The organism is Burkholderia orbicola (genome assembly GCF_900100915.1).
GTDB lineage: Bacteria > Pseudomonadota > Gammaproteobacteria > Burkholderiales > Burkholderiaceae > Burkholderia > Burkholderia orbicola.
In genome coordinates, this window is sequence record NZ_FNKW01000002.1 from 2,106,546 (window position 1) to 2,129,374 (window position 22,829).

The 22,829-nt window shown below is 64.6% G+C and carries 20 protein-coding genes and 1 pseudogene; 17 read left to right on the forward strand and 4 right to left on the reverse strand.

The features are described from left to right. Window positions 1–3 precede the first annotated feature (3 nt). From acuI to BLS50_RS26395, 3 genes are all read right to left on the reverse strand, one after another. Complete coding sequence (gene acuI, locus BLS50_RS26385; RefSeq protein ID WP_074805259.1) at window positions 4–987, reverse strand: acrylyl-CoA reductase (NADPH); 984 nt, start codon at window positions 985–987, stop codon at window positions 4–6. 45 nt (window positions 988–1,032) lie between these two features. Next, complete coding sequence (gene acuR / locus BLS50_RS26390) at window positions 1,033–1,671, reverse strand: acrylate utilization transcriptional regulator AcuR (protein ID WP_074805263.1); 639 nt, start codon at window positions 1,669–1,671, stop codon at window positions 1,033–1,035. Window positions 1,672–1,874: 203 nt separating this feature from the next. Then, complete coding sequence (locus BLS50_RS26395; RefSeq protein ID WP_006482615.1) at window positions 1,875–2,585, reverse strand: IclR family transcriptional regulator; 711 nt, start codon at window positions 2,583–2,585, stop codon at window positions 1,875–1,877. A 165-nt stretch (window positions 2,586–2,750) separates the two neighbouring features. Here BLS50_RS26395 and BLS50_RS26400 point away from each other — a divergent pair, with 165 nt between their 5' ends. The 10 genes from BLS50_RS26400 (at window position 2,751) to BLS50_RS26445 (ending at window position 13,868) form a co-directional block, all read left to right on the forward strand. Continuing rightward, window positions 2,751–3,449, forward strand: coding sequence for an RraA family protein (locus tag BLS50_RS26400; RefSeq protein ID WP_074805266.1), 699 nt, complete (start codon window positions 2,751–2,753; stop codon window positions 3,447–3,449). Beyond that, window positions 3,449–4,396: an NAD(P)-dependent oxidoreductase gene (locus BLS50_RS26405; protein WP_074805269.1), complete on the forward strand. Its 948-nt coding sequence runs from the start codon at window positions 3,449–3,451 to the stop codon at window positions 4,394–4,396. The genes BLS50_RS26400 and BLS50_RS26405 overlap by 1 nt, the downstream gene beginning before the upstream one ends. 19 nt (window positions 4,397–4,415) lie before the next feature. Beyond that, window positions 4,416–5,357, forward strand: a complete 942-nt coding sequence (locus BLS50_RS26410; protein WP_011549024.1) for an SMP-30/gluconolactonase/LRE family protein — start codon at window positions 4,416–4,418, stop codon at window positions 5,355–5,357. A gap of 86 nt (window positions 5,358–5,443) precedes the next feature. Further along, window positions 5,444–6,823: an MFS transporter gene (locus tag BLS50_RS26415; RefSeq protein WP_074806732.1), complete on the forward strand. Its 1,380-nt coding sequence runs from the start codon at window positions 5,444–5,446 to the stop codon at window positions 6,821–6,823. Between the two features lie 49 nt (window positions 6,824–6,872). Continuing rightward, window positions 6,873–8,024 (forward strand): porin, encoded by a 1,152-nt coding sequence (locus BLS50_RS26420; protein ID WP_074805272.1) that lies wholly within the window; start codon window positions 6,873–6,875, stop codon window positions 8,022–8,024. A 10-nt stretch (window positions 8,025–8,034) separates the two neighbouring features. Beyond that, entirely contained in the window at window positions 8,035–9,081 is a 1,047-nt protein-coding gene (locus BLS50_RS26425; protein WP_074805275.1) for an amidohydrolase family protein, read from the forward strand. After that, window positions 9,078–10,364: an MFS transporter gene (locus BLS50_RS26430; protein ID WP_074805278.1), complete on the forward strand. Its 1,287-nt coding sequence runs from the start codon at window positions 9,078–9,080 to the stop codon at window positions 10,362–10,364. Before BLS50_RS26425 ends, BLS50_RS26430 begins: the two co-directional genes overlap by 4 nt. Next, the gene (locus BLS50_RS26435) at window positions 10,361–11,599 is read left to right on the forward strand and encodes an MFS transporter (protein ID WP_012339322.1); all 1,239 of its coding nucleotides are present in this window, start codon (window positions 10,361–10,363) and stop codon (window positions 11,597–11,599) included. Before BLS50_RS26430 ends, BLS50_RS26435 begins: the two co-directional genes overlap by 4 nt. Window positions 11,600–11,610: 11 nt before the next feature. Beyond that, on the forward strand, window positions 11,611–12,933 hold the full coding sequence (locus BLS50_RS26440; protein WP_074805281.1) for an MFS transporter: 1,323 nt from the start codon (window positions 11,611–11,613) through the stop codon (window positions 12,931–12,933). A 2-nt stretch (window positions 12,934–12,935) separates the two neighbouring features. Beyond that, on the forward strand, window positions 12,936–13,868 hold the full coding sequence (locus BLS50_RS26445; RefSeq protein WP_074805284.1) for an amidohydrolase family protein: 933 nt from the start codon (window positions 12,936–12,938) through the stop codon (window positions 13,866–13,868). 116 nt (window positions 13,869–13,984) lie between these two features. On the opposite strand, the gene BLS50_RS26450 is transcribed toward BLS50_RS26445, so the two are convergent. Then, on the reverse strand, window positions 13,985–14,878 hold the full coding sequence (locus BLS50_RS26450; RefSeq protein ID WP_074805286.1) for a LysR substrate-binding domain-containing protein: 894 nt from the start codon (window positions 14,876–14,878) through the stop codon (window positions 13,985–13,987). A 107-nt stretch (window positions 14,879–14,985) separates the two neighbouring features. Here BLS50_RS26450 and BLS50_RS26455 point away from each other — a divergent pair, with 107 nt between their 5' ends. From BLS50_RS26455 to BLS50_RS36570, 7 genes and pseudogenes are all read left to right on the forward strand, one after another. Next, window positions 14,986–15,594, forward strand: coding sequence for a short chain dehydrogenase (locus BLS50_RS26455; protein ID WP_074805289.1), 609 nt, complete (start codon window positions 14,986–14,988; stop codon window positions 15,592–15,594). 387 nt (window positions 15,595–15,981) lie between these two features. Continuing rightward, window positions 15,982–16,248 (forward strand): DUF4148 domain-containing protein, encoded by a 267-nt coding sequence (locus tag BLS50_RS26460; RefSeq protein ID WP_234044041.1) that lies wholly within the window; start codon window positions 15,982–15,984, stop codon window positions 16,246–16,248. Between the two features lie 147 nt (window positions 16,249–16,395). Continuing rightward, a complete protein-coding gene (locus BLS50_RS26465) occupies window positions 16,396–17,301 on the forward strand; it encodes a LysR family transcriptional regulator (protein ID WP_012339327.1) in 906 nt (301 codons plus the stop codon). 76 nt (window positions 17,302–17,377) lie between these two features. After that, entirely contained in the window at window positions 17,378–18,271 is an 894-nt protein-coding gene (locus BLS50_RS26470; protein WP_074805294.1) for a LysR family transcriptional regulator, read from the forward strand. Window positions 18,272–18,539: 268 nt separating this feature from the next. Further along, window positions 18,540–19,736 (forward strand): MFS transporter, encoded by a 1,197-nt coding sequence (locus BLS50_RS26475; protein ID WP_176934305.1) that lies wholly within the window; start codon window positions 18,540–18,542, stop codon window positions 19,734–19,736. Between the two features lie 290 nt (window positions 19,737–20,026). After that, on the forward strand, window positions 20,027–20,494 hold the full coding sequence (locus BLS50_RS26480) for a (2Fe-2S)-binding protein (protein ID WP_074805300.1): 468 nt from the start codon (window positions 20,027–20,029) through the stop codon (window positions 20,492–20,494). A gap of 57 nt (window positions 20,495–20,551) precedes the next feature. Continuing rightward, window positions 20,552–22,815: pseudogene (locus BLS50_RS36570) on the forward strand (xanthine dehydrogenase family protein molybdopterin-binding subunit). Window positions 22,816–22,829 lie beyond the last annotated feature (14 nt).

Below are 22,829 nucleotides of genomic sequence, written 5' to 3' on the forward strand. Positions count from 1 at the left end.
CGATCACGCGTTCACGTCGACGACGATGCGGCCGCGCACCTTGCCGTCGATCAGTTCCGCAGCCAGCGGGATGACCTCGCTCAGGCCGACCCGACGGCCGATGGCGCCCAGCTTCTCGACGTCGAGGTCGGACGCGAGCCGGCGCCAGGCCTCCAGCCGCTCGGCGCGCGGGCACATCACGCTGTCGATCCCGACGAGCGTGACGCCGCGCAGGATGAACGGCGCGACGGTCGCGGGGAAATCCATGCCGGCGGCGAGGCCGCAGGCCGTCACCACGCCGCGGTAGCGCGTGGTCGCGCACACGTTGGCGAGGACGTGGCTGCCGGCCACGTCGACGGCGCCGGCCCAGCGCTCCTTGCCGAGCGGCTTGCCCGGTGCGCTGAATTGAGCGCGATCCAGGATCTCCGCCGCGCCGAGTTGCCGCAGGTAGTCGGCATCGGCCGGGCGGCCCGTCACGGCGACGACGCGATACCCGAGCCGCGCGAGGATGGCCGTCGCGACGCTGCCCACGCCGCCGGCCGCGCCTGTCACCACGATCTCGCCGTCGCCAGCGCGCACGCCGTGCCGTTCCAGCGCCATCACGCACAGCATCGCGGTGTAGCCGGCCGTGCCGATGGCCATCGCCTGTTGCGGCGAAAACGCCGACGGCAGCGGCACCAGCCAGTCGCCGTCGACCCGCGCCTTCTGCGCGAGGCCGCCCCAGTGCGTTTCGCCGACGCCCCAGCCGTTGAGGACGACCTGATCGCCGGCGCGGTAATCCGGGTGCGTGCTCGCTTCGACTTCGCCCACGAGGTCGATGCCCGGCACCATCGGGAACTTGCGCACGACCGGGCTCTTGCCGGTGATCGCCAGCCCGTCCTTGTAGTTCAGCGTCGAATAGCCCACCCGGATCGTCACGTTGCCGGCGGGCAACTGCGCGTCGTCCAGCGTGTGCAGCCGCGCGTGCTGGCCGGTTTCGTCCTTGTCGATCACGATGCCCTGGAACATGCGTCCTCCTTTCTAGACCGATCGTCTAATTAATCGTAAAAAAATTCAGCGGCGAGGCAATCCATTGAAGAAAAACTGCGCGAACAGCGCGAGCGGCCCGTCGCTGCGTTCGAGCTTCGCGCGCAGCACTGCGCCTTCCCAGCCGATCCAGAAGAACGCGGCCAACGCGGCGGGGTCGGCGGACTCCGCCAGCTCGCCCGCCTGCTGCGCGGCGTCCAGGCATTCGGCCAGACGGCGCTGCCAGTCTTCGAACGTCGCGCGCAGACGGGCGCGGAAGCTTTCCGGCAGCGTGCCCATTTCCTGGCCGAGGTTACCGATCAGGCAGCCGCGGTTGTACGCATGGCGGGCCATGCCGTCGCGGGCGTCGTCGACGAACGCGCGCACGCGCGCCAGCGGCGAGCGTTCCAGCTGGCTGAAATGGCGGTCGAGCTTGCGGGCGAAGAACTCGGCGTAGCGGTCGATCAGTTCGAGACCGAACGCTTCCTTGCTGTCGAAGTAGTGATAGAAGGAGCCCTTCGGCACGCCGGCGCGCCCGAGGATCTCGTCGAGCCCGGTGGCGGAAAAGCCCTTTTCGGTGAGGATCTCGAGCCCGGTGCGCAGCAGCATGTCGCGCGTGGCGACGAGGTCGTCGTGCTGTTTGGGTGGCCTGCCGCGGCGGCGCGGCGGATCGGTTCGAGCGTCCATGGCGGAATAATAGACCGTTCGTCTCGAAAATCAAGGGCCCGCGTGCCGAGCCGATCGGACAGGCCGATTGGGCGGGCCGTCGCCTCGGTGCGGCGACGCATGCGTCGCGCCCTAGGGACCCGGGCGTGGCATGGTGCGAACGTGGCCGCGGTCAGGCGACGAGCGGTTCGCCGACCTGAACCACGCCTTGCTCAAAGCGGCGATCAGATGCCGTAGACGTTCTCGCAGAGCGCGACACTCGCACCCAGCTTCCGCGATAGATCGGCGGCCGCATCCAGCTGCGGTCGATCCAGTTCACCCGATTCGTGCGCGACGCTGAGGCGCGACGCTGGACCGGACAGCGTCAGCGCCGCCATGAACTTGTCGCCGGCGCCGAAGACCGGCACCGCGAACGCTGCGGTGTGCACATCGCGTGCACCCGCGGTGAAGAGGGGCAGTGCGGGCGGCTTGTCATAGATCGGTTCGCCGAGCCCCCAGAAACGGATCACCTGGCTGATGGCCGTGTCGTCGAGCGGCAGCATCGTGCCCGCGAGCCGCGTTTCACGCAGGCCTTCGGACGGCTCGACCCGAAACAGGCAAAGCCGCTGCCCGTTGTCGTGCACGTAGTACGATGCGCTTTCCTTCGTCAGGGCGGCCAGCGCATGCAGCGCCGGTTCGACCACCGTGGACAGATGGAAGGACTGCTCGTACAGCTTGCCGAGGTATAGCACGCGGTGCCCAAGCGAATAGTTGCCGGACTGCGCGCGCACGACATAGCCCATTCGCTCCAGCGAATTCATCAGCCGATAGACCGTCGTCTTGTGCATGCCGGATGCTTGCGACAGCGTCGCGAGCGACTGCGATTCGGCGCCCGGCTTGAAGCAGTCCAGCAGCGAAAGCGCCTTTTCCACGGCAACCACGCCGTCATTTCCCATTCCTTCTCTCCCGTCGACTCACAATAGGGATTGTACAGAGTAAAACGCTGGTTTACCACGTAAAAGGGTAAACGCCAGTGCCCTGGCATGGGTTGTCTCGTTATAGTGATTTCACTATGTACACCAGTGTTGTACAGAGTACAACGCACAACCCGAGGTCGAGTCATGAGCAAGCCATCCGTCAGCACTTCTCCGATCAATCGCGACATCGAACGCATCTCGCCGGAACTCGTTCAGGCGGCCGCGCGTTACCAGGCCGCGATCCTTGCCGACGTCGCGGGCCGCCGCGGCACGGTGCATGGCCGCGTGCGGCCGCTGTCGCCGAAGATGAAGGTCGCCGGCCCCGCAGTCACGGTCGAAGTCCGTCCGGGCGACAACCTGGCGATCCATGCGGCGCTCGCCGTCGCGAAGCCGGGCGACGTCGTCGTGGTCGACGGCAAGGGCGACATCTCGTGCGCGCTGCTCGGCGAAATCATGGCGGCGCAGGCGAAGGCGAGCGGCATCGCCGGCATCGTCATCGACGGCGCGGTGCGCGACGCGCACGAACTGGCCAACGGCGACTACCCGATCTTCTCGGCCGGCCTCAATCCGTGCGGCCCGACCAAAAGCATCGCGGGGCGCGTGAATGCGCCGATCTCGCTGGGCGGCACGACGGTCAATCCGGGCGACCTGGTGGTCGGCGACGCCGACGGCGTCGTCGTCATTCCCCGCGCCGACGTCGCGCGCATCGTCGATCTCGCGCAGAAAAAGCTCGACGTCGAAACCGCGCGTATCGCGGCGATCCACAAGGGCGACCTTCGCCCGGGCTGGATCGAGAAGGAACTGCGCGCGGCCGGCATGCTGGCCGAAGGCGAGGCGCTGTGATGCAGACCGCTTCGCATCAGCCCGTGGTCCTGGTGACCGCCGCCGACCTTGCGCCGCAAGCGCTCGAGATGCTTGCGCAGTTCGACGTCGTGTTCGCCGGCAAGCAACCGACCGAGGACGACATCGTGGCGCTCTGCACCCGGCACAAGCCGGTCGCGATCATCGTCCGGTACGGCAAGATCAACGCCCGCATCATGGACGCGGCCGAAAACCTGCAGGTGATTTCGAAGCACGGCAGCGGCATCGACGTGATCGATCAGGACGCGGCTGCCGCACGCGGTATCGCGGTGCGCGCCGCGGTCGGCGCGAATGCGGCCGCCGTCGCCGAGCACGCATGGGCGCTGCTGCTCGCGTGTGCGAAGTCGGTTCCGCAGCTCGATATCCGCATGCGCGAGGGCCATTGGGACAAGGCGACGCACAAGTCCGTCGAACTCGACGGGCGCACGCTCGGCCTCGTCGGACTCGGCGCGATCGGCCGGCGCGTGGCCGCGATCGGCGCGGCGTTCGGCATGAAGGTGCTCGCGTTCGATCCGTTCGCGAAGGAAGCGCCGGCCGGTGTGAAGCGCGTGGCGCTCGACACGCTGTACGCGGAGTCGGACGTCGTATCGCTGCATTGTCCGTTGACGGCCGACAACCGCCGGATGCTCAACCGCGACACGTTCGCACGTTTCAAGCGCGGGGCGATTCTCGTCAATACCGCACGCGGTGGCTTGATCGACGAAGCCGCGCTTGCCGACGCGCTGGCGAGCGGCCAATTGCGCGCGGCCGGCCTCGACAGCTTCGATGTCGAGCCGATGACGGTGCCGCACCCGTTCCAGCAGATCCCCAACGTGATTCTGTCTCCGCATGTCGGCGGCGTGAGCGATGCCGCGTACGTGAACATGGGGAAGGGCGCGGCCGCCAACGTTCTCGCGGTGCTCGACGAACGCGCGCACAGCGCGGCTTGAACTGGACATCGAGGTACGCATGTTTTATCTGACGAGTCCCGACGTGCGCGAAGCCGAAGTATTCACGCGCATGCCGGAGAAGTTTCGCAAGCCGGACGTCCGCACGGAATGGGCGCGCGCGAATCGCGGCGGCATGGTCACGGACTCCTTTCTCGAAGGGCCGGTCTGGGACCCGGACGGCTATCTGTTCGTCACCGACATTCCGCACGGGCGCATCTTCCGCATTTCGCCGTCGGGCGACTGGGATCTCGTCGTCGAATACGACGGCGAGCCCAACGGGATGAAGCGCTTCGACGCATCGCACCTGATCATCACCGACTACCGGAACGGCCTGATGCTGCTCGATATCGAGCGCGGTGAAATTCGCCCGCATCTCGAGCGCCGCAACACCGAGCGCTTCAAGGGCGTGAACGACCTGACGTTCGACTCGGCCGGCAACCTCTATTTCACCGACCAGGGGCAGACCGGGCTGCACGATCCGACGGGCCGCGTGTATCGGCTGTCACCCGACGGCAAGCTCGACATGCTGCTCGGCACCTGCCCGAGCCCGAACGGGCTCGTCCTGTCGCGCGACGAGAAGGTGCTGTTCGTCGCGATGACGCGCGGCAATGCCGTGTGGCGCATGCCGTTGCAGGCCGACGGGTCGGTCAGCAAGGTCAGCCAGTTCTTTACCTCCTACGGACCGAGCGGCCCCGACGGCCTCACCGTCGATCTCGAAGGCCGCCTGTTCGTCGCGAATCCGGGGCTCGGCCGCGTGTGGGTGCTCAACCATTGCGCGGAGCCTGTCGAGATCCTGACCGGACCGAAAGGGGCGTCGCTCACGAGCGTGTGCTTCGGCGGCCCCGACATGAAGACGCTCTTCATCACCGAATCGACGTCCGGTTCCGTCCTGAAGGCGGACATGAGTATTGCCGGCCCGCTGCCGAAACAGGCAGCGAAACGGGCAGTGAAGCAGGACTGAGACCCACGAGCCGGGAAGCCGCGCATCGGCTTCCCGCCCGCATGCCGAAAGATCGCGCCGCCAGCCGCGCGACGAAGGAGACAAGCATGACCATTTCGCACGCGCTGCGTGCCGGCGATGACGCCCCGCGCGCCGACGCGCCATCCTCGGCGCAGCTTGCCGGCGACGATTACGCGGCCAGCGAGCGCACGCTCGCCAAGGCGTTCCGGCGCATTCTGCCGTTCATCTTTGTCTGCTACGTGATCAGCTATCTCGACAGGACCAACGTCGGCTTCGCGGCGCTCACGATGAACAAGGATCTCGGTCTGACGGCCGAACAGTTCGGTGTCGGCGCCGGCCTGTTCTTCATCGGCTATTTCCTGTTCGAGATTCCGAGCAACCTGATCATGCAGAAGGTCGGGGCGCGCGTATGGATCGCGAGAATCATGATCACGTGGGGCCTGTTCTCGATGGCGACGGCATTCGTCGTCGGACCGAAGAGCTTCGCGGCCGCGCGTTTTCTGCTCGGGCTCGCCGAGGCGGGGTTCACGCCCGGCATCTACCTGTATTTCACGCACTGGTTTCCCGGCAAGTGGCGCGCGAAGGTGACGGCCGCCTTCCTCGTCGGCATTCCCGTCGCGAACATGATCGGCTCGCCGATTTCGGGCGCGCTGCTCGAACTCGGCGGCCTGCATGGGCTGCGCAGCTGGCAGTGGCTGCTGCTGATCGAAGGCGTCCCTGCGGTGATGCTCGGCATCGCGTGCCTGTTCGTGCTGGCCGACCGTCCCGAGAAAGCCGCGTGGCTCAGTGACGAAGAGAAGGCGTCGCTCGCGAAGCGCCTCGCGTTCGAGCAGCGCGACATCGGCGCGAAGCACGGCAGCACACTGCGCGACGCGATGACGAACTGGCGCGTGTTCGTGCTGGCGTTCGTCAACTTCTGCGGGATCGTCGGCTCGCTCGGCGTCGGCTTGTGGATGCCGCAGATCATCAAGCAGTTCGGCGTCGAACACGCGGTGGTCGGCTGGTTGACGGCCATTCCATATGCGATCGGCGCCGGTGCGATGCTCTGGTGGGCGCGTCTCGCCAATCGCGCTGCCAACCGTATTCCGTATGTTGCCGGTGCGCTCGCACTCGCCGCGGCGGCGTTGTGTGCGAGCGCCTTCATTCATGCGCCGGTTTTCAAGCTGATCGCACTGTGCGTCACGGTGAGCGGAATCCTCGCGTTCCAGGCGACTTACTGGGCCATCCCGTCGGGATTCCTCACCGGCCGGGCCGCCGCGGGCGGACTCGCGCTGATCGTGTCGGTCGGCAATCTCGGCGGCTTCGTCGGGCCGTCGATGATCGGTGCGCTCAAGCAATTCTCGGGCGGCTTCACCGCGCCGCTCATCGCCGTGTCGGGTGTGCTGCTGCTCGGCGCGTTGACCATCGCATGGCTCGGCGATCCGGGCTCGGGCGCCGGCGAAGCGCCTGTCACCCGCGAGACGTGAATTTTCTTTCGCCAGAACACCCACCCACAAAAAACAGTTTGGAGACTTCATGTTGTCGAATCAGGCCAGCCAGAATTCCCGCCCGAAACCCCGCTTCATGCTCGGCGCCGTCACCGTCGCGAGCGCGGCCTCGTGGTGCGTTGCCGCGCATGCGCAAGGCAGCGTCACGCTGTACGGCATTGCCGATGTCGGCGTCGAACACATCAACAATACGAATACCGGCGGCGCGCAGACGCGCGAAGCGTCGGGCAATCTGTCCGGTTCGCGCTGGGGACTGAAGGGCGTCGAGGATCTCGGCGGCGGCATGAAGGCCATTTTCCAGCTGGAAAACGGCTTCAACATCAATGACGGCACGACCGCGCAGTCGACGAAAGGTCTCGGTTCGAACGCCGCCACGACGTCGCGGATTTTCGGCCGGCAGGCGTGGGTCGGGCTGGCGTACCGGGGTCAGCAACTGACGTTCGGCCGCCAGAACGCGCTCTTTTACGAACAGGCCGTGGCCTTCGACCCGATGGGCGCGTCGTCGCGATACTCGGTGCTGTCGGTCGACTACGCGGCGGCCGCGCGCATCGACAACTCGCTGAAGTACACCGGCGTGTTCGGCCCACTGACGGCGCAGGCCATGTATAGCACCCGCTACGACACCGGGTACGGCGCCGAGGTGCCGGGCGCGCAACTCACCGGCCGCTTCTTCAGCGGGGCGCTGACTTTCTCGCAAGGGCCGCTCGCCGCGAGCGTGTCGTACGAGCAGCGCAACAGCAACACCGTCGCGACCAACACGGGCACCGAGCGGCGCGCCACGGCCGCCGCGTCGTATGCGATCGGACCGGTGAAGGGATTCGCCGGTTATCGCTACCTTCGTGCGTCGAATGCGTTCCTGCCGGCGAACCCGATCCGTGTCGCGAACGGCGCCGAAGCCAGCACGGCGAACCTGTACTGGGCCGGCGCGCAATACGCGGTGTCGCCCGCGTTCGTGGTCACGGCGACGGCCTATTACCAGGACGTGCATTCGACGAGTGCCGACCCGTGGCTCGCCGTGCTCTGTGCGGACTATCTGCTGTCGAAGCGCACCGATATCTATGCGACGGCGGGTTTCGCGCGCAACAAGGGCGGTTCCGCGCTCGGCGTGAACGGCTATGGCACGGTCGCGCCCGATCACAACCAGACGGGTGTGGTGATCGGCATGCGCCAGAAGTTCTGAGGCGAGTGCGATGCAGACCGTTCACGCGCCCCATCTGCCGGTCAGGCCCGAGTGGCTCGCATTGCGCGACGAGCCGGTGCTCGAACCCGAACTCGCCATCGTCGACGCCCATCACCACCTGTGGGACCGCCAGACCGGTCGCTATCTCGCGGACGAGTTCGGCGCGGACGTGCGCAGCGGGCATCGGGTCGTGTCGACGGTCTACGTGCAGTGTCGATCGATGTTGCGCGCAAGCGGGCCGGAGGCGTTCAAGCCGGTGGGCGAAGTGGCATTCGCGAGCGGCATTGCCGCGATGTTCGACAGCGGCGCATACGGCCCCACGCGCTGTTGCGAGGCCATCGTCGGCGGCGCCGATCTGTCGCTCGGCACGGAACTCGAGGCGGTGCTCGACACGATGCTGCAGGTGTCCGGCGGGCGATTGCGCGGCATCCGCAATCCGCTCGCGTGGCATGCGAGCCCCGACGTGCGGTCGAGCCCGGTGACGCCGCCGCGCGACCGGATGTCGGAGCAGGCTTTCAGGCAGGGCGTGACGACGCTCGGCCGTTACGGACTGTCGCTCGACACGTGGGTCTATCACACGCAGCTCGACGACCTGTACGAACTCGCGCGCGCGTCCGAGGACGTCATCGTCGTCATCGACCACTTTGGCGGCCCCGTCGGCGTGGGGCCGCATGCCGGCCGGCGTGCCGAAGTGCATGCGCAGTGGAAGCAGCAGCTCGCGCGTCTCGCCGCGCTGCCGAACACGCGCATGAAGCTCGGCGGTGCGGGCATGACCGTGTTCGGTTTCGACTTCGCCGCGCGCGAGCTGCCGCCGTCGTCGCAGGACCTGGCGGCCGCGTGGCAGCCGTATTTCGACACCTGCGTCGAGCTTTTCGGCGTCGATCGCTGCATGTTCGAAAGCAACTTCCCCGTCGACAAGGGGATGTTCAGCTATCGCGTGCTGTGGAACGCCTTCAAACGACTCGCGTCCGCGATGTCGGCCGACGAAAAGGCCGCGCTGTTCAGCCGGACGGCCGCCTCGACGTATCGCATCGCGAATCCCGGAGACAACCCATGAAGACGAGTGCAACCGCGGCGACGCAGGACATGGAGTCCGCAGCCGCTGAAAAAGGGCTCACGCGCGTGACCGGTATCGAGTGGCGTTCGCTGTCGCTCGCGGGGCTCGGCTGGACGTTCGAGAGCTACGACTCGTTCCTGCTGTCGCTGCTGCTGCCGACGCTCGCGTTGCAGTTCGGGCTGAACAAGGCGCAGCTCGGCATGTTCACGAGCGTCACGGCGGCCGGACAGATCATCGGCGGCATTCTGTTCGGCTTCGTGTCCGACCGGATCGGGCGCGTGCGCACCGCGCTGCTGTGCGTCGGCATCTACTCGCTGTTTTCCGGCCTGATCGCATTTGCGCCCGATGCGCACGCGTTCGCCACGTTGCGCTTTTTCGGCGCGCTCGGCATGGGCGGGACTTGGACCGCCGGCGCGGCGCTCATCGCGGAGACCTGGCATCCGAGCCGGCGCGGCAAAGGCGGCGCGCTGATGCAGATGGGCTTGCCGATCGGCGCGATTCTCGCGATCGCGATCGCGATCTCGGGCATCGTCGGCGCCACGCATGGCGGATTGGGCGGCGACAGCTGGCGTCTGCTGTTCCTGATCGGTGCGTCGCCGTTCTTCATTCTGTTCTGGGTCGCGCGCAAGACGCCGGAGTCGCCGATCTGGCTCGAACGCCGGCACGCGAAGCCGCAGGCTCGCAAGCCCGACACGGCCGGTCACGAGAAGCTGAACGTGCGCGGCCTGCTCACCGCCTTCTGCTTCATCTTCTTTCTGCAGTATCTCTATTGGGGCGTATTCACGTGGACGCCGACGTTCCTCATCACGGTGAAGCACCTCGACTTCGTGCATAGCCTGAAGTTCGTGCTGGCGTTGCAGTTCGGCGCGATCACCGGGTTCCTGCTGTTCTCTGCGTGGGTCGACCGGCTCGGCCGGCGGCCGATGTTCCTGGCCTACCTGCTGGTCGGCGCGCTGGCCGTCGGCGTGTACATCGTGTCGGCGAATCCGTTGCTGCTGACGACTGCGATCTTTCTGACCGGCTTCAGCGTGAACGGGATCTTCGCGGGTGCCGGCCCGTTCCTCGCGGAGATCATCGGCAACACGGCATCGCGCGGCTTCTTCATGGGTCTCGCGTACAACGGCGGCCGGCTCGGCGGCTTCATCGCGCCGCTGATCATCGGTGCGCTGGCGTCGACGTCGGGCGGCTTCGTGCTCGGGCTCGCGACGACGATCGTCGCGTTCGTCGCCGCGGCCGCGGTCGTGCTGTTCGCGCCCGAAACGCGCGGAAAGGCGCTGTCATGAACGTGGCGACGCAAGCGGGGTGGGTGAACAGGCTGTTTCCCGCGCTGACGGAGGCATCGCTGCGGCGCTACCTGAGCGGGCAGGTCGCGTCGGTGCTCGGCAGCTGGACGCAGAACGTCACGCTGAATCTGCTGATCTATCACCTGTCCGGCTCGGCGGCGATCCTCGCGCTGCTCAACTTCCTGCTGTACGGGCCGCAGTTGATCGTCGCACCGGTGGCGGGCTCCCGCATCGGCTCGGCCAACGCGCGCCGCGTGACGCTCTGCGTGCTGACGACGTCGCTGCTGCTGACGGGCAGCCTCTTCACGTTGTCGCTGCTCGGCCTGCTCGGCGTGAAGCTGATCCTCGCGCATGCGCTGGCGATCGGCGTGTCGAGCGCGGTGGAAACGCCGGCGCGGCAGGTGCTGCTGCTGACGAGCCTGCAGGATGCGACGCACACGTCCAACGCGGTCGCGATGAACACGATGGTCTACAACGTCGGGCGCATGGTCGGCCCGACCATCGCCGGATTCGTCTATCCGACGCTCGGGCCCCGGACGTCGTTTGCGATCTATGCGCTCGCGCTGTGCTTCATGGCGGCGTGCGTGCGGTCGATCCGGACCGCGACGGTGGACCGCCCGTCGCGCGCGGAAAGCGGCCTGCGCGACGCGGTCGGCTACGTGCTGTCCGATGCGTTCTCGGCCCGCTATCTGCCGATTCTCGCGTGCATCGGCTTGTTCGCCGGCAGCTACCAGACGCTCGTGCCGCTGCTCGCGGACCAGGGCTTTCACGACGCGGCGCGCTTTACCGGCGTGTTCTTCGCGTGCGCCGGCGCCGGCTCGTTGAGCGCGGCGGTGCTGCTGTCGTCGGCGTTCGGGCCGCGCGCGTCGCGCCGGTTCATCGCCTATGCACCGTGGACGGCAGTCGGCGCGCTGGCCGTACTGGCCGCGACGACCGATGCGGCGGGATCGATTCCCGCGTTCTATGCGCTCGGCTTCAGCCTCACGTTCGCGGCCACGTCGACGAACGCGACGATTCAGCGGCAGTGCCCGGAGCACGTGCGCGGCGGGCTCGTCGGGATGTACGGCATGGCCTACAACGGCACGATGCCGTTCGGTTACCTGCTCGTCGGCAGCGCATCGGAGGCGCTCGGCGTGCGACACACCTTCGCCGCCATGGCCGCCGTGCTGGCGTGCGGCGTCGTGGCGGTCATCGCGTGGCAACGGTTCACAGGAACGCGCTCAGGCGCACAATAAACGGAGACAACATGCAAGCCGGTTTCATGGAAGCGTCCGCGATCGAGCGCCGGACCATACGAAAGGTCGTCTGGCGACTCATTCCCTTCTTGATGATCTGCTACCTGCTTGCCTTCATTGACCGGGGCAACGTGGGGATGGCGTCGCTGCAGATGAACCACGACCTCGGGATGTCGGCGCAGGTCTTCGGTTTCGGCAGCAGCCTGTTCTTCATTTCATACTTCTTTTTCGAAGTGCCGAGCAATCTCGCGCTGCAGAAATACGGCGCGCGGATCTGGATCGCGCGGATCATGATCACGTGGGGCATCGTGTCGGCGGCGACCGCGCTCGTGCACAACGCGACGACGTTCTACGTGCTGCGTTTCCTGCTGGGCGCGGCCGAGGCCGGCTTCTTCCCGGGCGTGCTGCTGTATTTGTCGTACTGGATTCCCGCGCAGTACCGGGCGCGGATCGTCGCGACGTTCATGGTCGCGATTCCGGCCGCGAGCTTCATCGGCTCGCCGATTTCCGCGCTGCTGTTGCAGATGGACGGTGTCTGGGGCCTGCGCGGCTGGCAGTGGCTGTTCATTCTCGAAGGCATTCCCACCGTGCTGCTCGGCATCGCGTGCCTGTTCATGCTGACGAACAAGCCGGAGAACGCGAGGTGGCTCGACGACGACGAGCGCGCGTGGCTCTCGAACGCGCTGGCCGCCGGCCACAAGACACGCAAGAAGGTGCCGTCGCTGCCGCTTGCGCAGCTGTTCCGCAACCGCTACGTGCTGTGCCTCGCGCTCGTCGACACGTGTGCTTCCGCGGCAGGCAGCACGCTGTCCGTGTGGCAGCCGCAGTTGCTGAAGTCGTTCGGCTTGACCGTCATGGAAACCGGCCTGCTGAACTCGGTGCCGTACGCGGTGGCCTCGATCCTGATGGTCTACTGGGGCCGGCGCTCGGACCGCGTCGGCGAACGCCGCTGGCACACGGTCGTGCCGATGCTGCTGATCGGCGTGGGCCTGTTCGCGACGTCGCTGAGCGGATCGCTGCTGCCCACGGTCTGCATGCTCTGCGCGGTGCTGGTCGGCGCATATTCGTTCAAGGGCCCGTTCTGGGCGCTCGCGACCGACATGCTGTCCAACAGCACCGTGGCCGCTGGGCTCGCGACGGTCAACGCGATCGCGAACCTGCTCGGCGGCGGGCTGATGGTGAACGTGTACGGGTGGGTGAAGGCGGCGACGGGCAGCTACGCGCTCGCCTTGATGCCGCTCGCGATCCTCACGCTCGTCAGCGTCGCGACGCTGTTGCTGCTCACGCGCAATCATGCGGCCGGCAAGCTGGTCGGCAAGACGGGGACCATCTGATCATGGCGCGCATCGCGAGACGCGGGTTCCTCCGGATCGCCGGCGCGACGCTGGCTTCGGCTGCATTGCCGAGGCTGGCCGCGGCCGACGAAACGTGGTCGAGCGGCACCGAGCGGCCGGCGTTCCGGTTGCCCGACGGGGCGATCGACTGTCACATGCACATCTACGACGACCGGTTCCCGGTCGCGCCGGGTACGACGCTGCGGCCGCCGAATGCGACCGTCGCGCAATACCGAAGCGTGCAGGCGCGTATCGGCGTGAAGCGCAACGTGGTCGTGACGCCGTCGACGTACGGGACGGACAATCGCTGCACGCTGGCGGCGATCGCGCAGTTCGGCGCCGACGCGCGTGGCGTCGCCGTGGTCGACGCCACCGTGAGCGACGACGAACTTCGGGCGCTCGATCGCGGCGGCATCCGTGCGATCCGGTTCAACCTCAGCTATCCGGGCGCGACGACGCTCGACATGCTGGCGCCGCTCGCCGCGCGCATCGCGAACCTCGGATGGCACATCGAGCTGGTGGTGCAGGGTGCGCGGTTGCCTGAGCTGGAGCCGCATCTTGCAGCGCTGCCTTGCCCGCTCGTCATCGACCATATCGCGCATGTGCCGCAGCCCGGCGGGCTGTCGTCGGCCGCGTTTCGTACCGCGCAACGCCTCGTCGAAAAGGGCCATACGTGGATCACGTTGTCGGGGCCGTACGTCGACAGCAAGACGGGCGCGCCCGCCTACGACGACGTCGCGCCGGTCGCGAAGGCGCTGATCGACATGGCGCCGGAGCGCATGCTGTGGGGCACCGACTGGCCGCACCCGACGCAGAAGACGGACAAGCCGGACGACGCAAGCTTGCTGGACGTGATCGCCGGCTGGATCGGGCGGCCGGACTGGCAGCAGCGGATATTCGTCACGAACCCGGCGAAGTTGTACGGATTTGCATAGCGCGGGGAGGAGGTCGCGAAACGTGAAGCCGCCGACAAAACCGTGTCATTCGGAATCGGCGAAGACGTTTGTCCGACCAACGCATCTTCGTGCACGTCGTCGAACCGAAAAGCACGCTACGACGCGTCGCGCTCCGTCACATGCTCGAGCAAATGCGCGACGAAGCGGGTGAGCTTCGGCAGCGGGCGCCGGTCTTGTCGATACACGATATGAACGGGGTGCGGCTTCGGCTCGTAACCTTGCAGCACCTGTACCAGCGCGCCGCTCGCCAGATCGTGGCTCACCAGGACTTCGGGTTGCAGCAGCAATCCCGCGCCTGCGATGGCGGCCATCCGCAGGCCGTTGCCGTCATTGCAAGTGAACCCCGATTCAGCCGAAAAGTGCGTGCTGTCGTCGTCCCCGAGCTTCCAGCCGTTTCGGCTGCTCCATACCGTGTGGAACAGGCAGTGATGCGCGCTCAGGTCCTGTGGCGTTTGCGGACGCCCGTACTGAGCGAGATAGCCCGGCGACGCGCAGATCACCATGCGATACCGGGTCAGCGGCCTTGCAACGAGGTCGGCATCACCCAGTTCGCCGATGCGGATCGCCAGATCGAAACCCTCGTCGATCAGGTCGACGTTGCGATTGCTCAATTCGAGCTCGACACGCACGAGCGGATACCGCTGCCGGAAAGTCGCGGCGAGCGGCGCGATGACACAGGCGCCGAAGGTGATCGGCGCGCTGATTCGCAACGTACCGGAGGGCGACGCGCGTAGCCGTTCGACCGACGTTTCGGCGATGCGCATGTGTTCGAGCGCGCGCTTGGCGTCTTCGTAGAACACGCGACCGGCATCGGTCAGGTTCTGGCGCCGGGTAGTGCGCTCGAGCAGGCGCGCAGCGAGACGCTCCTCCAGTTCGCGCACATATTTGCCGACCATGACCGCCGAGATTTCCAGCCGCCGCGCCGCCTCGGTGAAGTTGCCGCCTTCGACGACGGCAACGAAGGTTTCCATGACACGCAGTCTGTCCATATTGCGAACTGTAGGTTAGGAGTATCGGAAATTAGAGCATATTTATGGGGTTCCCGGTTCGGTGAAGAATGGCGACGTTCCAACCTGAACGCGAAAAGGAGTGTTCGATGAAGATCGTCGTAATCGGTGCCGGCGGGGACGTCGGTCGTGCCGCGGCAGATGAGCTTGCGCGTGATGGCAAGCATGAAATCATTCGCGTTGGCCGCACCCGCGGAGACCATCAGGTCGACATCACGCGTGACGACAGCGTCGGTTCGCTGTTCGAGCAGGTCGGGCGCGTCGATGCGATCGTCGTCGCCGCAGGCAATGTTGTGCTCGCCCCAATCGAAAAGATGACGGCGGCCGATTTCCATCGAGGTCTGCAGGACAAGCTGCTCGGTCAGGTGCGCGTCGCGCTGGTGGGGCAGCATTACCTGAGCGATGGCGGCTCGATCACGCTGACGTCCGGCATCGCCGTCGATGATCCGATTGCGCAGGGTGCTCACGCTGCGGCGTCGAATGCCGGAATTGAAGGGTTCGTGCGTGCCGCTGCGTGCGATTTTCGTCGGGGTATCCGAATCAATGCGGTCAGTCCCACCATGCTGATCGAATCCGCGGAACGGTTCGGGCCGTTCTTTCCCGGTTACGAAGGCGTGCCCGCGACACGTGTGGCAATGGCGTATCGGCGCAGCGTGGAGGGGGTGCATAGCGGCCGCATCTATCGGGTTGGGCACTGAAATTAGCGCGCTTGCGGCGAAGGCTGCAAGCAGCAGTCTAAAGGTCGTCCGGGCAGATGCGTCATTGAACAAGGTTTCACGGGCTGGAGGGACGATTTATTAATACAGTGCATAGGTCTTAGCAAGCGCGTAGCTTGATCCCGTCGAGCGCCGAACGTATCGTTCGAAGCGTAGGTCAACACGTCGCCATTGATATCAATCCACACACAATAAGCGGGCGGCTTCGGATGTGCATGGGTAGAGAGACATCGAGCCTGGCGCGTACAAGCCATCGCAGATTGGTTTGAGGCAATTCCACCCTCCGGGGAGGGTTCCCCACTGCTCGTGGCGAAGATAGGCGCCAGATGGCCTTGGCCAAATCATCGCAATTATTATGGAGTCCATACCTTGAAAATCCATCTTGGTGTTTTTGCTATTGCACTCGGTATGCTTGCACCGTTGTTTGCGTCGGCTCAGTCGGTGTCGAACGGCCCGACTCGTGAACAAGTCCTTCAGGAAGCGAACCAATATGCAGCTGCGGGCTTCAACCCGGCGCGTGCGAACCCACGTACGTGGGTTGACGATGCACAAGCAGCATCGCGAGAGGTTGCAGGCATGCACACCGCGGCCCAGCCCACGTCTCATGTTGCGTTCGGCGGCGACGCGGACAAGTGAAATGGTTCGGCGTACGACCGTGGCCGCTCGTTGCGGCGATGCGGGGCGAGGCGCTGCTTCGGGGAGCGCTAGTGGAAAGGAATTGGCTGCGTGTTGGATATGGCGATGGTATGGTGCTGTCAATGACGAGACGGTGGATGATCGATCATGGAAGACAGTACACTGCGCGATTCCTTTGGCGGGTTGACGGCACTCATCGCCGTTGCTCGCGCGAAAAGTTTTACTCGAGCTGCCGTGCAGTTGGGTGTGTCCCAGTCCGCAGTCAGTCACGCAGTTCGTGCGCTGGAGGAGCGGCTCGGCGCTCGACTGCTCGCGCGAAATTCGCGTACCGTCACGCCGACTGAAGTAGGCGAGCGGCTCCTTCACATCGTTGCGCCGCGCTTGAAGGAAATCGACGCGGAGATGTCCGCTCTGTCGGATCTCGGTGGCAGCCCGAGGGGCTCCATTCGCCTCACCGCACCGGACTATCCGAGCCGGACGATTCTCGCTCCCAAGCTGAAAGAGTTTCTGCCCAAATATCCTGATATCAAGGTCGAGCTGAGTATCGACAATCGCTTTGTCGACCTCGTGGCCGAGCAGTTCGATGCCGGAGTCCGGCTTGGCGAAGCGATTGCGCAGGATATGATCGCCGTTCAAATCGGTCCTGACGTTCGCTTCACCGTCGTGGGCACGAAGCGGTACTTTGCCACCCATGCAGTGCCTCGGACACCCGGTGATCTCGTACACCATAGCTGCGTGAACTTGCGACTGATGGCGCATGGCGGATTATGGGCGTGGGAGTTCGAAAAAGGCGGACGACCGGTCAATGTTCGCGTCGACGGTCAGTTGGCGTGCAACGACATTTACGAATGCCTGGCCGGTGCGGTGGCGGGGCTTGGGCTAGCGTATGTTCCGGAAGATCTCGCCGAACCGTATATCAAGGCGCAGCACTTGATACCGGTCTTGACGGACTGGTGTCCGTCTTGGGGTGGGTTCTATCTGTACTATCCCAGCCGGCGACAACCGTCGGGAGCGATGGCCCTTCTTGTATCCGCGTTGCGTCATGCGCATTAGTGTGCGAGCGCTCTTCTCGTCTGCGCGGGCCAGATTGCAGGTGAAGACGTCGCGTCCCTCTGCATGGAATCGATAAATGTCACGGGAAAACTACAGCGAGTTGCTCGCATTGATTGCGGTTGCGCGCGAACGTAGCTTTACTCGTGCGGCCGCGCAGTTGGGTATCTCGCAGTCGATGCTCAGCCATACGATTCGCGGAATGGAGACGCGGTTGGGTGTGCGCTTGCTTACACGTACCACCCGAAGCGTATCCGTGACCGAAGCTGGAGAACGATTGCTGCAGGTCGTCGAGCCCAGGTTCAACGACATTGAAGCGGAGCTCAAGAGCATCATTGAAATGCGGGACGTTCCAGCAGGAACGATCCGCATCACAGCGCCGGAGCATGCCATCGATACGTTGCTCTGGCCGCGCCTTGCGAAGATCCTCGCGTTGTATCCGCAGATCAAGGTGGAGGTGAACGCCGACTATGCGTTGACCGATATCGTCCAGAGCCGGTACGACTTTGGGGTGCGTCTCGGCGACGAGTTGTCGAAAGATATCTCTGCCGTCCGCATTGGACCCGACCAACGTTTCGCGATCGTGGCTGCGCCGTCGTATTTCGCTTCGAAACCAGTGCCGACCAAGCCGCAGGATCTGGTCTGTCACGATTGCATCAACCTTCGCCTTCCGACCTTGGGAAACCTGTGCGCATGGGAACTCGGTAAAGGTCAGCGAAAAGTGAATGTCCGGGCCGACGGGCGGCTCGTATTCAACGGCATTTACCAGGTGTTGAACGCGGCACTGTCTGGTTACGGGCTGGCCTACCTCCACGAGGACCTGGCGCAACCCCATCTCGAAACCGGGAGATTGGTGTCGGTGTTGAAACCATGGTGGCGCACGTCCCCCGGATATCACATCTACTACTCGGCTCAGCGCGAGATTTCGCGAGCGATGCACGTTCTGATCGACGCACTTCGACACACGAAGTAGCTGTTCACGTCGAAGTGGTTGAGCAATCCAGCACGTGCTCATCGTCGGATTTATCAATCCGATTCATCGGTCTATTCCGGAATCGGCGTATTCGCCAATGGCCTCCTCGACCTATTATGGGCTTCGAAGCCGGGGCCGCTAGCGATGCATTCCTGTCGCTCACGTCGAGCCGTCGGTAGCCAATACCTCCGTTGAGATGCACCAATGCTTCATCCGCGCGCCGGATGGGTTGGCGTTGCTGCGTCCTGCATTTTTGGGAGCGAACATCATGACCCCTTCATCTTCTTCATTCGTTTCCTCGCCGCGCCAGACAGGAAGCGCGGTAGGCGCCATGGCGCTGTGTGTGGCGATGCTGATCGCCTCGGAGTTCATGCCGGTCAGCTTGCTGACGCCGATTGCGCATGACTTGAATGCAACCGAGGGCATCGCTGGTCAGGCGATCTCGATTTCCGGTTTCTTCGCCGTCCTGGCCAGCTTGTTCGTCGCGCCGCTCGCCGGGCGTTTCGATCGTCGGCATGTGTTGATGAGCATGACGGTTCTGATGCTGATATCGATCGTGCTGATCGCCGTGTCGCCGAACTTCGCGGTGCTGATGATTGCGCGGGCGTTCCTGGGGCTTGCGGTCGGAGGTTTCTGGTCGTTGTCCACAGCCACGGTGATTCAACTGGTGCCGGCACAACGCGTACCCAAGGCGCTCGGAACGATCTATATGGGTAATGCGATCGCGACAGCCTTTGCTGCTCCGATTGGCGCGTACGTCGGTGGCCATTTGGGTTGGAGATTCGTATTTGCTGCGCTGGTGCCTTTGGTACTGGTGAATCTGGTATGGCAAGCGGTAAGCCTGCCGAGCATGCCCCCCCGAGCAGCCATTCCCATCACCCGGTTGTTCGGACTGCTGAAGCGCCGAAACGTTGCGGTCGGAATGGTTGCGGTCATGCTCACCTTCGCCGGCTCCTACGGGACGTTCACCTACTTCCGTCCGTTTCTGGAAGCGGTAACCGGAGCAGACGCCAATCAACTGTCGATGCTATTGCTCGGATTGGGCGTGGCCGGTTTTGCTGGCACCCATTTCGCGGGCACGATGCTGCACCGCAACCATGTTTACCCTCTGTTGCGCTGGTTGCCGATTGCGCTCGCCGCCGCGACGCTGGGATTGGTGCAGTTCGGCCACCTGTTCGCGGGCGCCGCGACGATGATGATCGGCTGGGGCGCCGTGAATGCAGCGATTCCCGTCACGTGGTCCACCTGGCTGGCGAAGGAAATCGACGACGAGCCCGAAAGCGGTGGGGGCTTGATGGTCGGATCGATTCAGCTGGCGATCATGCTGGGCGGCGCGCTAGGAGGAGAACTCGTCGATCGCATCGGCGTGTTCGCTCCGTTGATGGGCGGGGTCGTGTTGCTCGTTCTTTCGGCATTGCTCATTGGTAATGGTGCGCGCCTGAAGAAGACCGAAAAGCTCGACTGACCCGGTTTTGGCGGCACGTACGCCGTTCGCCTCCGAAGCTGCGCCGCCAGCAAAGGCTGGCGGAATTGCCCGAAGCGCCGGCTGCTGGAAAGCAGTGTCAGCGGCATCGGCGCCGAAGGTGCTTCCTGCCGAAGCGGTTCGAGCGTACGCCAACACAGCGCTTCACAGCGTGCTTGGCCAACGCGGATTAATCAATTCTGCTCATGGCCGCATTCAACAATTCAAGGTTCAGCGCAGGCCGCATAACCGTAGCATCGAGGCTTGCGTAAATCTCAGATACGGATGGCGTCATGGTAAAGCTTGCGGTCAATGGTGAGACTCGTTCGTTTGATGGCGATCCGAGTATGCCGGTGCTTTGGTATTTGCGCGACGAGCTCGGGCTGACGGGGACGAAGTTCGGGTGCGGCATGGCGCTGTGTGGCGCGTGTACCGTTCTCGTCGATGGCAGTCCGATTCGATCGTGTGTGACACCGCTTGCGAATGTTGCAGGTCGCAAGGTAACGACGATCGAAGCCGCCGAGCAATTGCGCATAGGCCAAGCGCTGCAGGCCGCCTGGATCGAGCACCAGGTGCCTCAGTGCGGCTATTGCCAGTCCGGGCAGATCATGTCGGCGATCGCGTTGCTTTCCACGAAGCCGCGTCCGACCGACGACGATATCGACGCAGCAATGAGCGGAAACGCGTGCCGATGCGGCACCTATGTCCGGATTCGTGCTGCCATACACAAGGCCGCGAATGTGCTCGCAGCGCGAGCGTAACGCCAGCCAGGATCCTCGGCTATCACGACGCTCGTGACAAAAAACAGGAAGCAATCCATGACGAACCACGCCGGTGTTCCGAACGAAGACGCGGAATCGACTGTGAGCGACAGTCCCTCCATCGCAATGTCTCGCCGCAACTTTCTGGGCAGCATGGCGGCGTTCACGCTTGCGCTCAGCTTCCACGGAGGCACGGCCCGCGCGGCGGCCGTGATCGGAAAGTCGACGGCACGGTTGTCTTTCGAGCCCAATGCATTTATCCGCGTTGCCGCGGATGGCAAGGTGACCGTGATCTCGAGTTACCTCGAAATGGGCCAAGGGACGTTTACGGGACTGGCTACGCTCGCCGCCGAGGAGCTCGACGTGAGCTTGAGTGACATCACCGTGACGGGGGCGCCTGCCGATGTGGAGCATTACATCAATCCCGTCCTCGCGGCGCGAGGGTTCAAGGTGCAGGCGACCGGCGGCAGCACGGCGATGGCTGGCGCCTGGGTTCAAATGAGGCACGCGGCAGCCACCGCGCGGACCATGTTCGTTGCCGCCGCAGCCAAACGGTTCGGTGTGCCTCGGAACGAACTCGTGGTAGAGAACGGCGTCGTCGTTCACCCGCGTTCGGGACGCCGGGCAACGTACGGTAGTCTGGTGGCCGCGGCTTCCGCGGAACCGATCCCCAAGGAAGTCGTGCTCAAGGATCACGCCCGGTTCCGATTCATCGGCAAGAACGGTACGCGTCGCTTGGACGTTCCCGCCAAGGTCAACGGCAGTGCGATCTACACGCAGGACATTCGACTTCCGGGCATGCTCGTCGCCGCGATCGCGCATCCTCCGAAGTTGTGGGCAAAGATACGCAGTATCGATAGCGCCAAGGCGCTGGCCGTCCCCGGCGTGGTCGCGGTGGTGCGGGTTCCAGGTGACGACGAGATTCAGGGTGGTGCGGCGGTACTTGCCCGTAACACGTGGGCGGCCCGTCAGGGAAGGGACGCGCTGAAGATCGAGTGGGACGAGCGCGGTGCGCTGACCGCGGATTCTTTCATGATCGTCGGGAAGTTTCGCGAACTGGCCGGTACGCCGGGCGTGGTGGCGAAGGCGCGCGGCAAGGTGCTGGACGGCACACCCAGCGGTGCCAAGGTGATCGACGCGATCTATGAGCAGCCCTATCTGGCACATGCGCCGATGGAGCCGCTCAACTGCGTCGTGCATTTGACGAAGGACCGCTGCGAAATCTGGAACGGTGAGCAATGGCACACCGGAGATAGCAATGCAGCCGCGAAGGAACTTGGCTTCGCGCTGAACCAGGTCCAGCTGCATCAGCTCTACGCAGGGGGAGTTTCGGCAGGCGCGCCAATCCGCGATCGGATTTTGTCCGCGAAGCCGTTCGCATTGCGATTGCTGCCCGTAAAGCGGGCATCGACGCGCCGATAAAAATGGTGTGGATGCGCGAAGACGACATGCGCGGTGTTCAATATCGCCCGCTGACCGTCCATCGTGTGCGTGCGATCGTCGATGCGTCCGGACAGCTGGCATCCTGGCACCATCGTATCGTCGGGCAGAGCTTCATGCCGTCGCCCGATCCCACGACGGTCGACGATAACCTCGTGGAAGGAGCGGCCGACACGGGCTATGCGATTCCGAATTTCCGGGTGGAGCAGCATAGCTACAACGCGTTCGCGATACCCGTGGCGTGGCTTCGGTCGGTAGGGCATACGCACACCGCGTTCGTGGTCGAGACGATGATCGATGAACTGGCCGCGGCGGCCGGGAAAGATCCCTATGCGTTTCGACGGCAACTGTTGCAGTCAAGCCCACGCGACCTCGGTGTGCTCGATCTCGCCGTCGAAAAGGCAGGGTGGGGCAAGCCGCTGCCTGCATCGAAACCCGGCGACCGGCGAGCGAGAGGCATTGCCGTCCACGCGTCGTTTGGTACGCACGTCGCTCAGGTAGCCGAAGTCACGCTGCGCCAGGACGGCTCCTACTCCGTAGACCGGATCGTATGTGCCGTCGACTGCGGCACGGTGATCAACCCTGACATTGTTGCCTCCCAGATCGAGGGCGCTGCCGCGCTCGGCCTTTCGTTCCTGCATCAAGCGATAACGTTCAAGCAGGGACAAGTCCAGGAAAGCAATTTCCACGACTATCCGATTCTGCGTATGAATGCGATGCCGCGAGTCGAGGTGTACATGGTGTCGTCGACTGCCGCGCCTACGGGCATCGGCGAGCCCGGCACGCCGCTTCCGGCGCCGGCCGTGGCGAATGCGCTTGCTGCCATCACCGGCCGGCGGATTCGCGCATTGCCTTTGCGTGACGACGTGCTCGCAGCTTGAACGGGAATATCGAC

What these genes read in the sequence shown, in the direction of transcription:
- acuI (WP_074805259.1), bottom strand. Translation starts at nt 987, where the DNA reads ATGTTCCAGGGCATCGTGATCGACAAGGACGAAACCGGCCAGCACGCG.
- acuR (WP_074805263.1), bottom strand. Translation starts at nt 1,671, where the DNA reads ATGGACGCTCGAACCGATCCGCCGCGCCGCCGCGGCAGGCCACCCAAA.
- BLS50_RS26395 (WP_006482615.1), bottom strand. Translation starts at nt 2,585, where the DNA reads ATGGGAAATGACGGCGTGGTTGCCGTGGAAAAGGCGCTTTCGCTGCTG.
- BLS50_RS26400 (WP_074805266.1), top strand. Translation starts at nt 2,751, where the DNA reads ATGAGCAAGCCATCCGTCAGCACTTCTCCGATCAATCGCGACATCGAA.
- BLS50_RS26405 (WP_074805269.1), top strand. Translation starts at nt 3,449, where the DNA reads ATGCAGACCGCTTCGCATCAGCCCGTGGTCCTGGTGACCGCCGCCGAC.
- BLS50_RS26410 (WP_011549024.1), top strand. Translation starts at nt 4,416, where the DNA reads ATGTTTTATCTGACGAGTCCCGACGTGCGCGAAGCCGAAGTATTCACG.
- BLS50_RS26415 (WP_074806732.1), top strand. Translation starts at nt 5,444, where the DNA reads ATGACCATTTCGCACGCGCTGCGTGCCGGCGATGACGCCCCGCGCGCC.
- BLS50_RS26420 (WP_074805272.1), top strand. Translation starts at nt 6,873, where the DNA reads ATGTTGTCGAATCAGGCCAGCCAGAATTCCCGCCCGAAACCCCGCTTC.
- BLS50_RS26425 (WP_074805275.1), top strand. Translation starts at nt 8,035, where the DNA reads ATGCAGACCGTTCACGCGCCCCATCTGCCGGTCAGGCCCGAGTGGCTC.
- BLS50_RS26430 (WP_074805278.1), top strand. Translation starts at nt 9,078, where the DNA reads ATGAAGACGAGTGCAACCGCGGCGACGCAGGACATGGAGTCCGCAGCC.
- BLS50_RS26435 (WP_012339322.1), top strand. Translation starts at nt 10,361, where the DNA reads ATGAACGTGGCGACGCAAGCGGGGTGGGTGAACAGGCTGTTTCCCGCG.
- BLS50_RS26440 (WP_074805281.1), top strand. Translation starts at nt 11,611, where the DNA reads ATGCAAGCCGGTTTCATGGAAGCGTCCGCGATCGAGCGCCGGACCATA.
- BLS50_RS26445 (WP_074805284.1), top strand. Translation starts at nt 12,936, where the DNA reads ATGGCGCGCATCGCGAGACGCGGGTTCCTCCGGATCGCCGGCGCGACG.
- BLS50_RS26450 (WP_074805286.1), bottom strand. Translation starts at nt 14,878, where the DNA reads ATGGACAGACTGCGTGTCATGGAAACCTTCGTTGCCGTCGTCGAAGGC.
- BLS50_RS26455 (WP_074805289.1), top strand. Translation starts at nt 14,986, where the DNA reads ATGAAGATCGTCGTAATCGGTGCCGGCGGGGACGTCGGTCGTGCCGCG.
- BLS50_RS26465 (WP_012339327.1), top strand. Translation starts at nt 16,396, where the DNA reads ATGGAAGACAGTACACTGCGCGATTCCTTTGGCGGGTTGACGGCACTC.
- BLS50_RS26470 (WP_074805294.1), top strand. Translation starts at nt 17,378, where the DNA reads ATGTCACGGGAAAACTACAGCGAGTTGCTCGCATTGATTGCGGTTGCG.
- BLS50_RS26475 (WP_176934305.1), top strand. Translation starts at nt 18,540, where the DNA reads ATGACCCCTTCATCTTCTTCATTCGTTTCCTCGCCGCGCCAGACAGGA.
- BLS50_RS26480 (WP_074805300.1), top strand. Translation starts at nt 20,027, where the DNA reads ATGGTAAAGCTTGCGGTCAATGGTGAGACTCGTTCGTTTGATGGCGAT.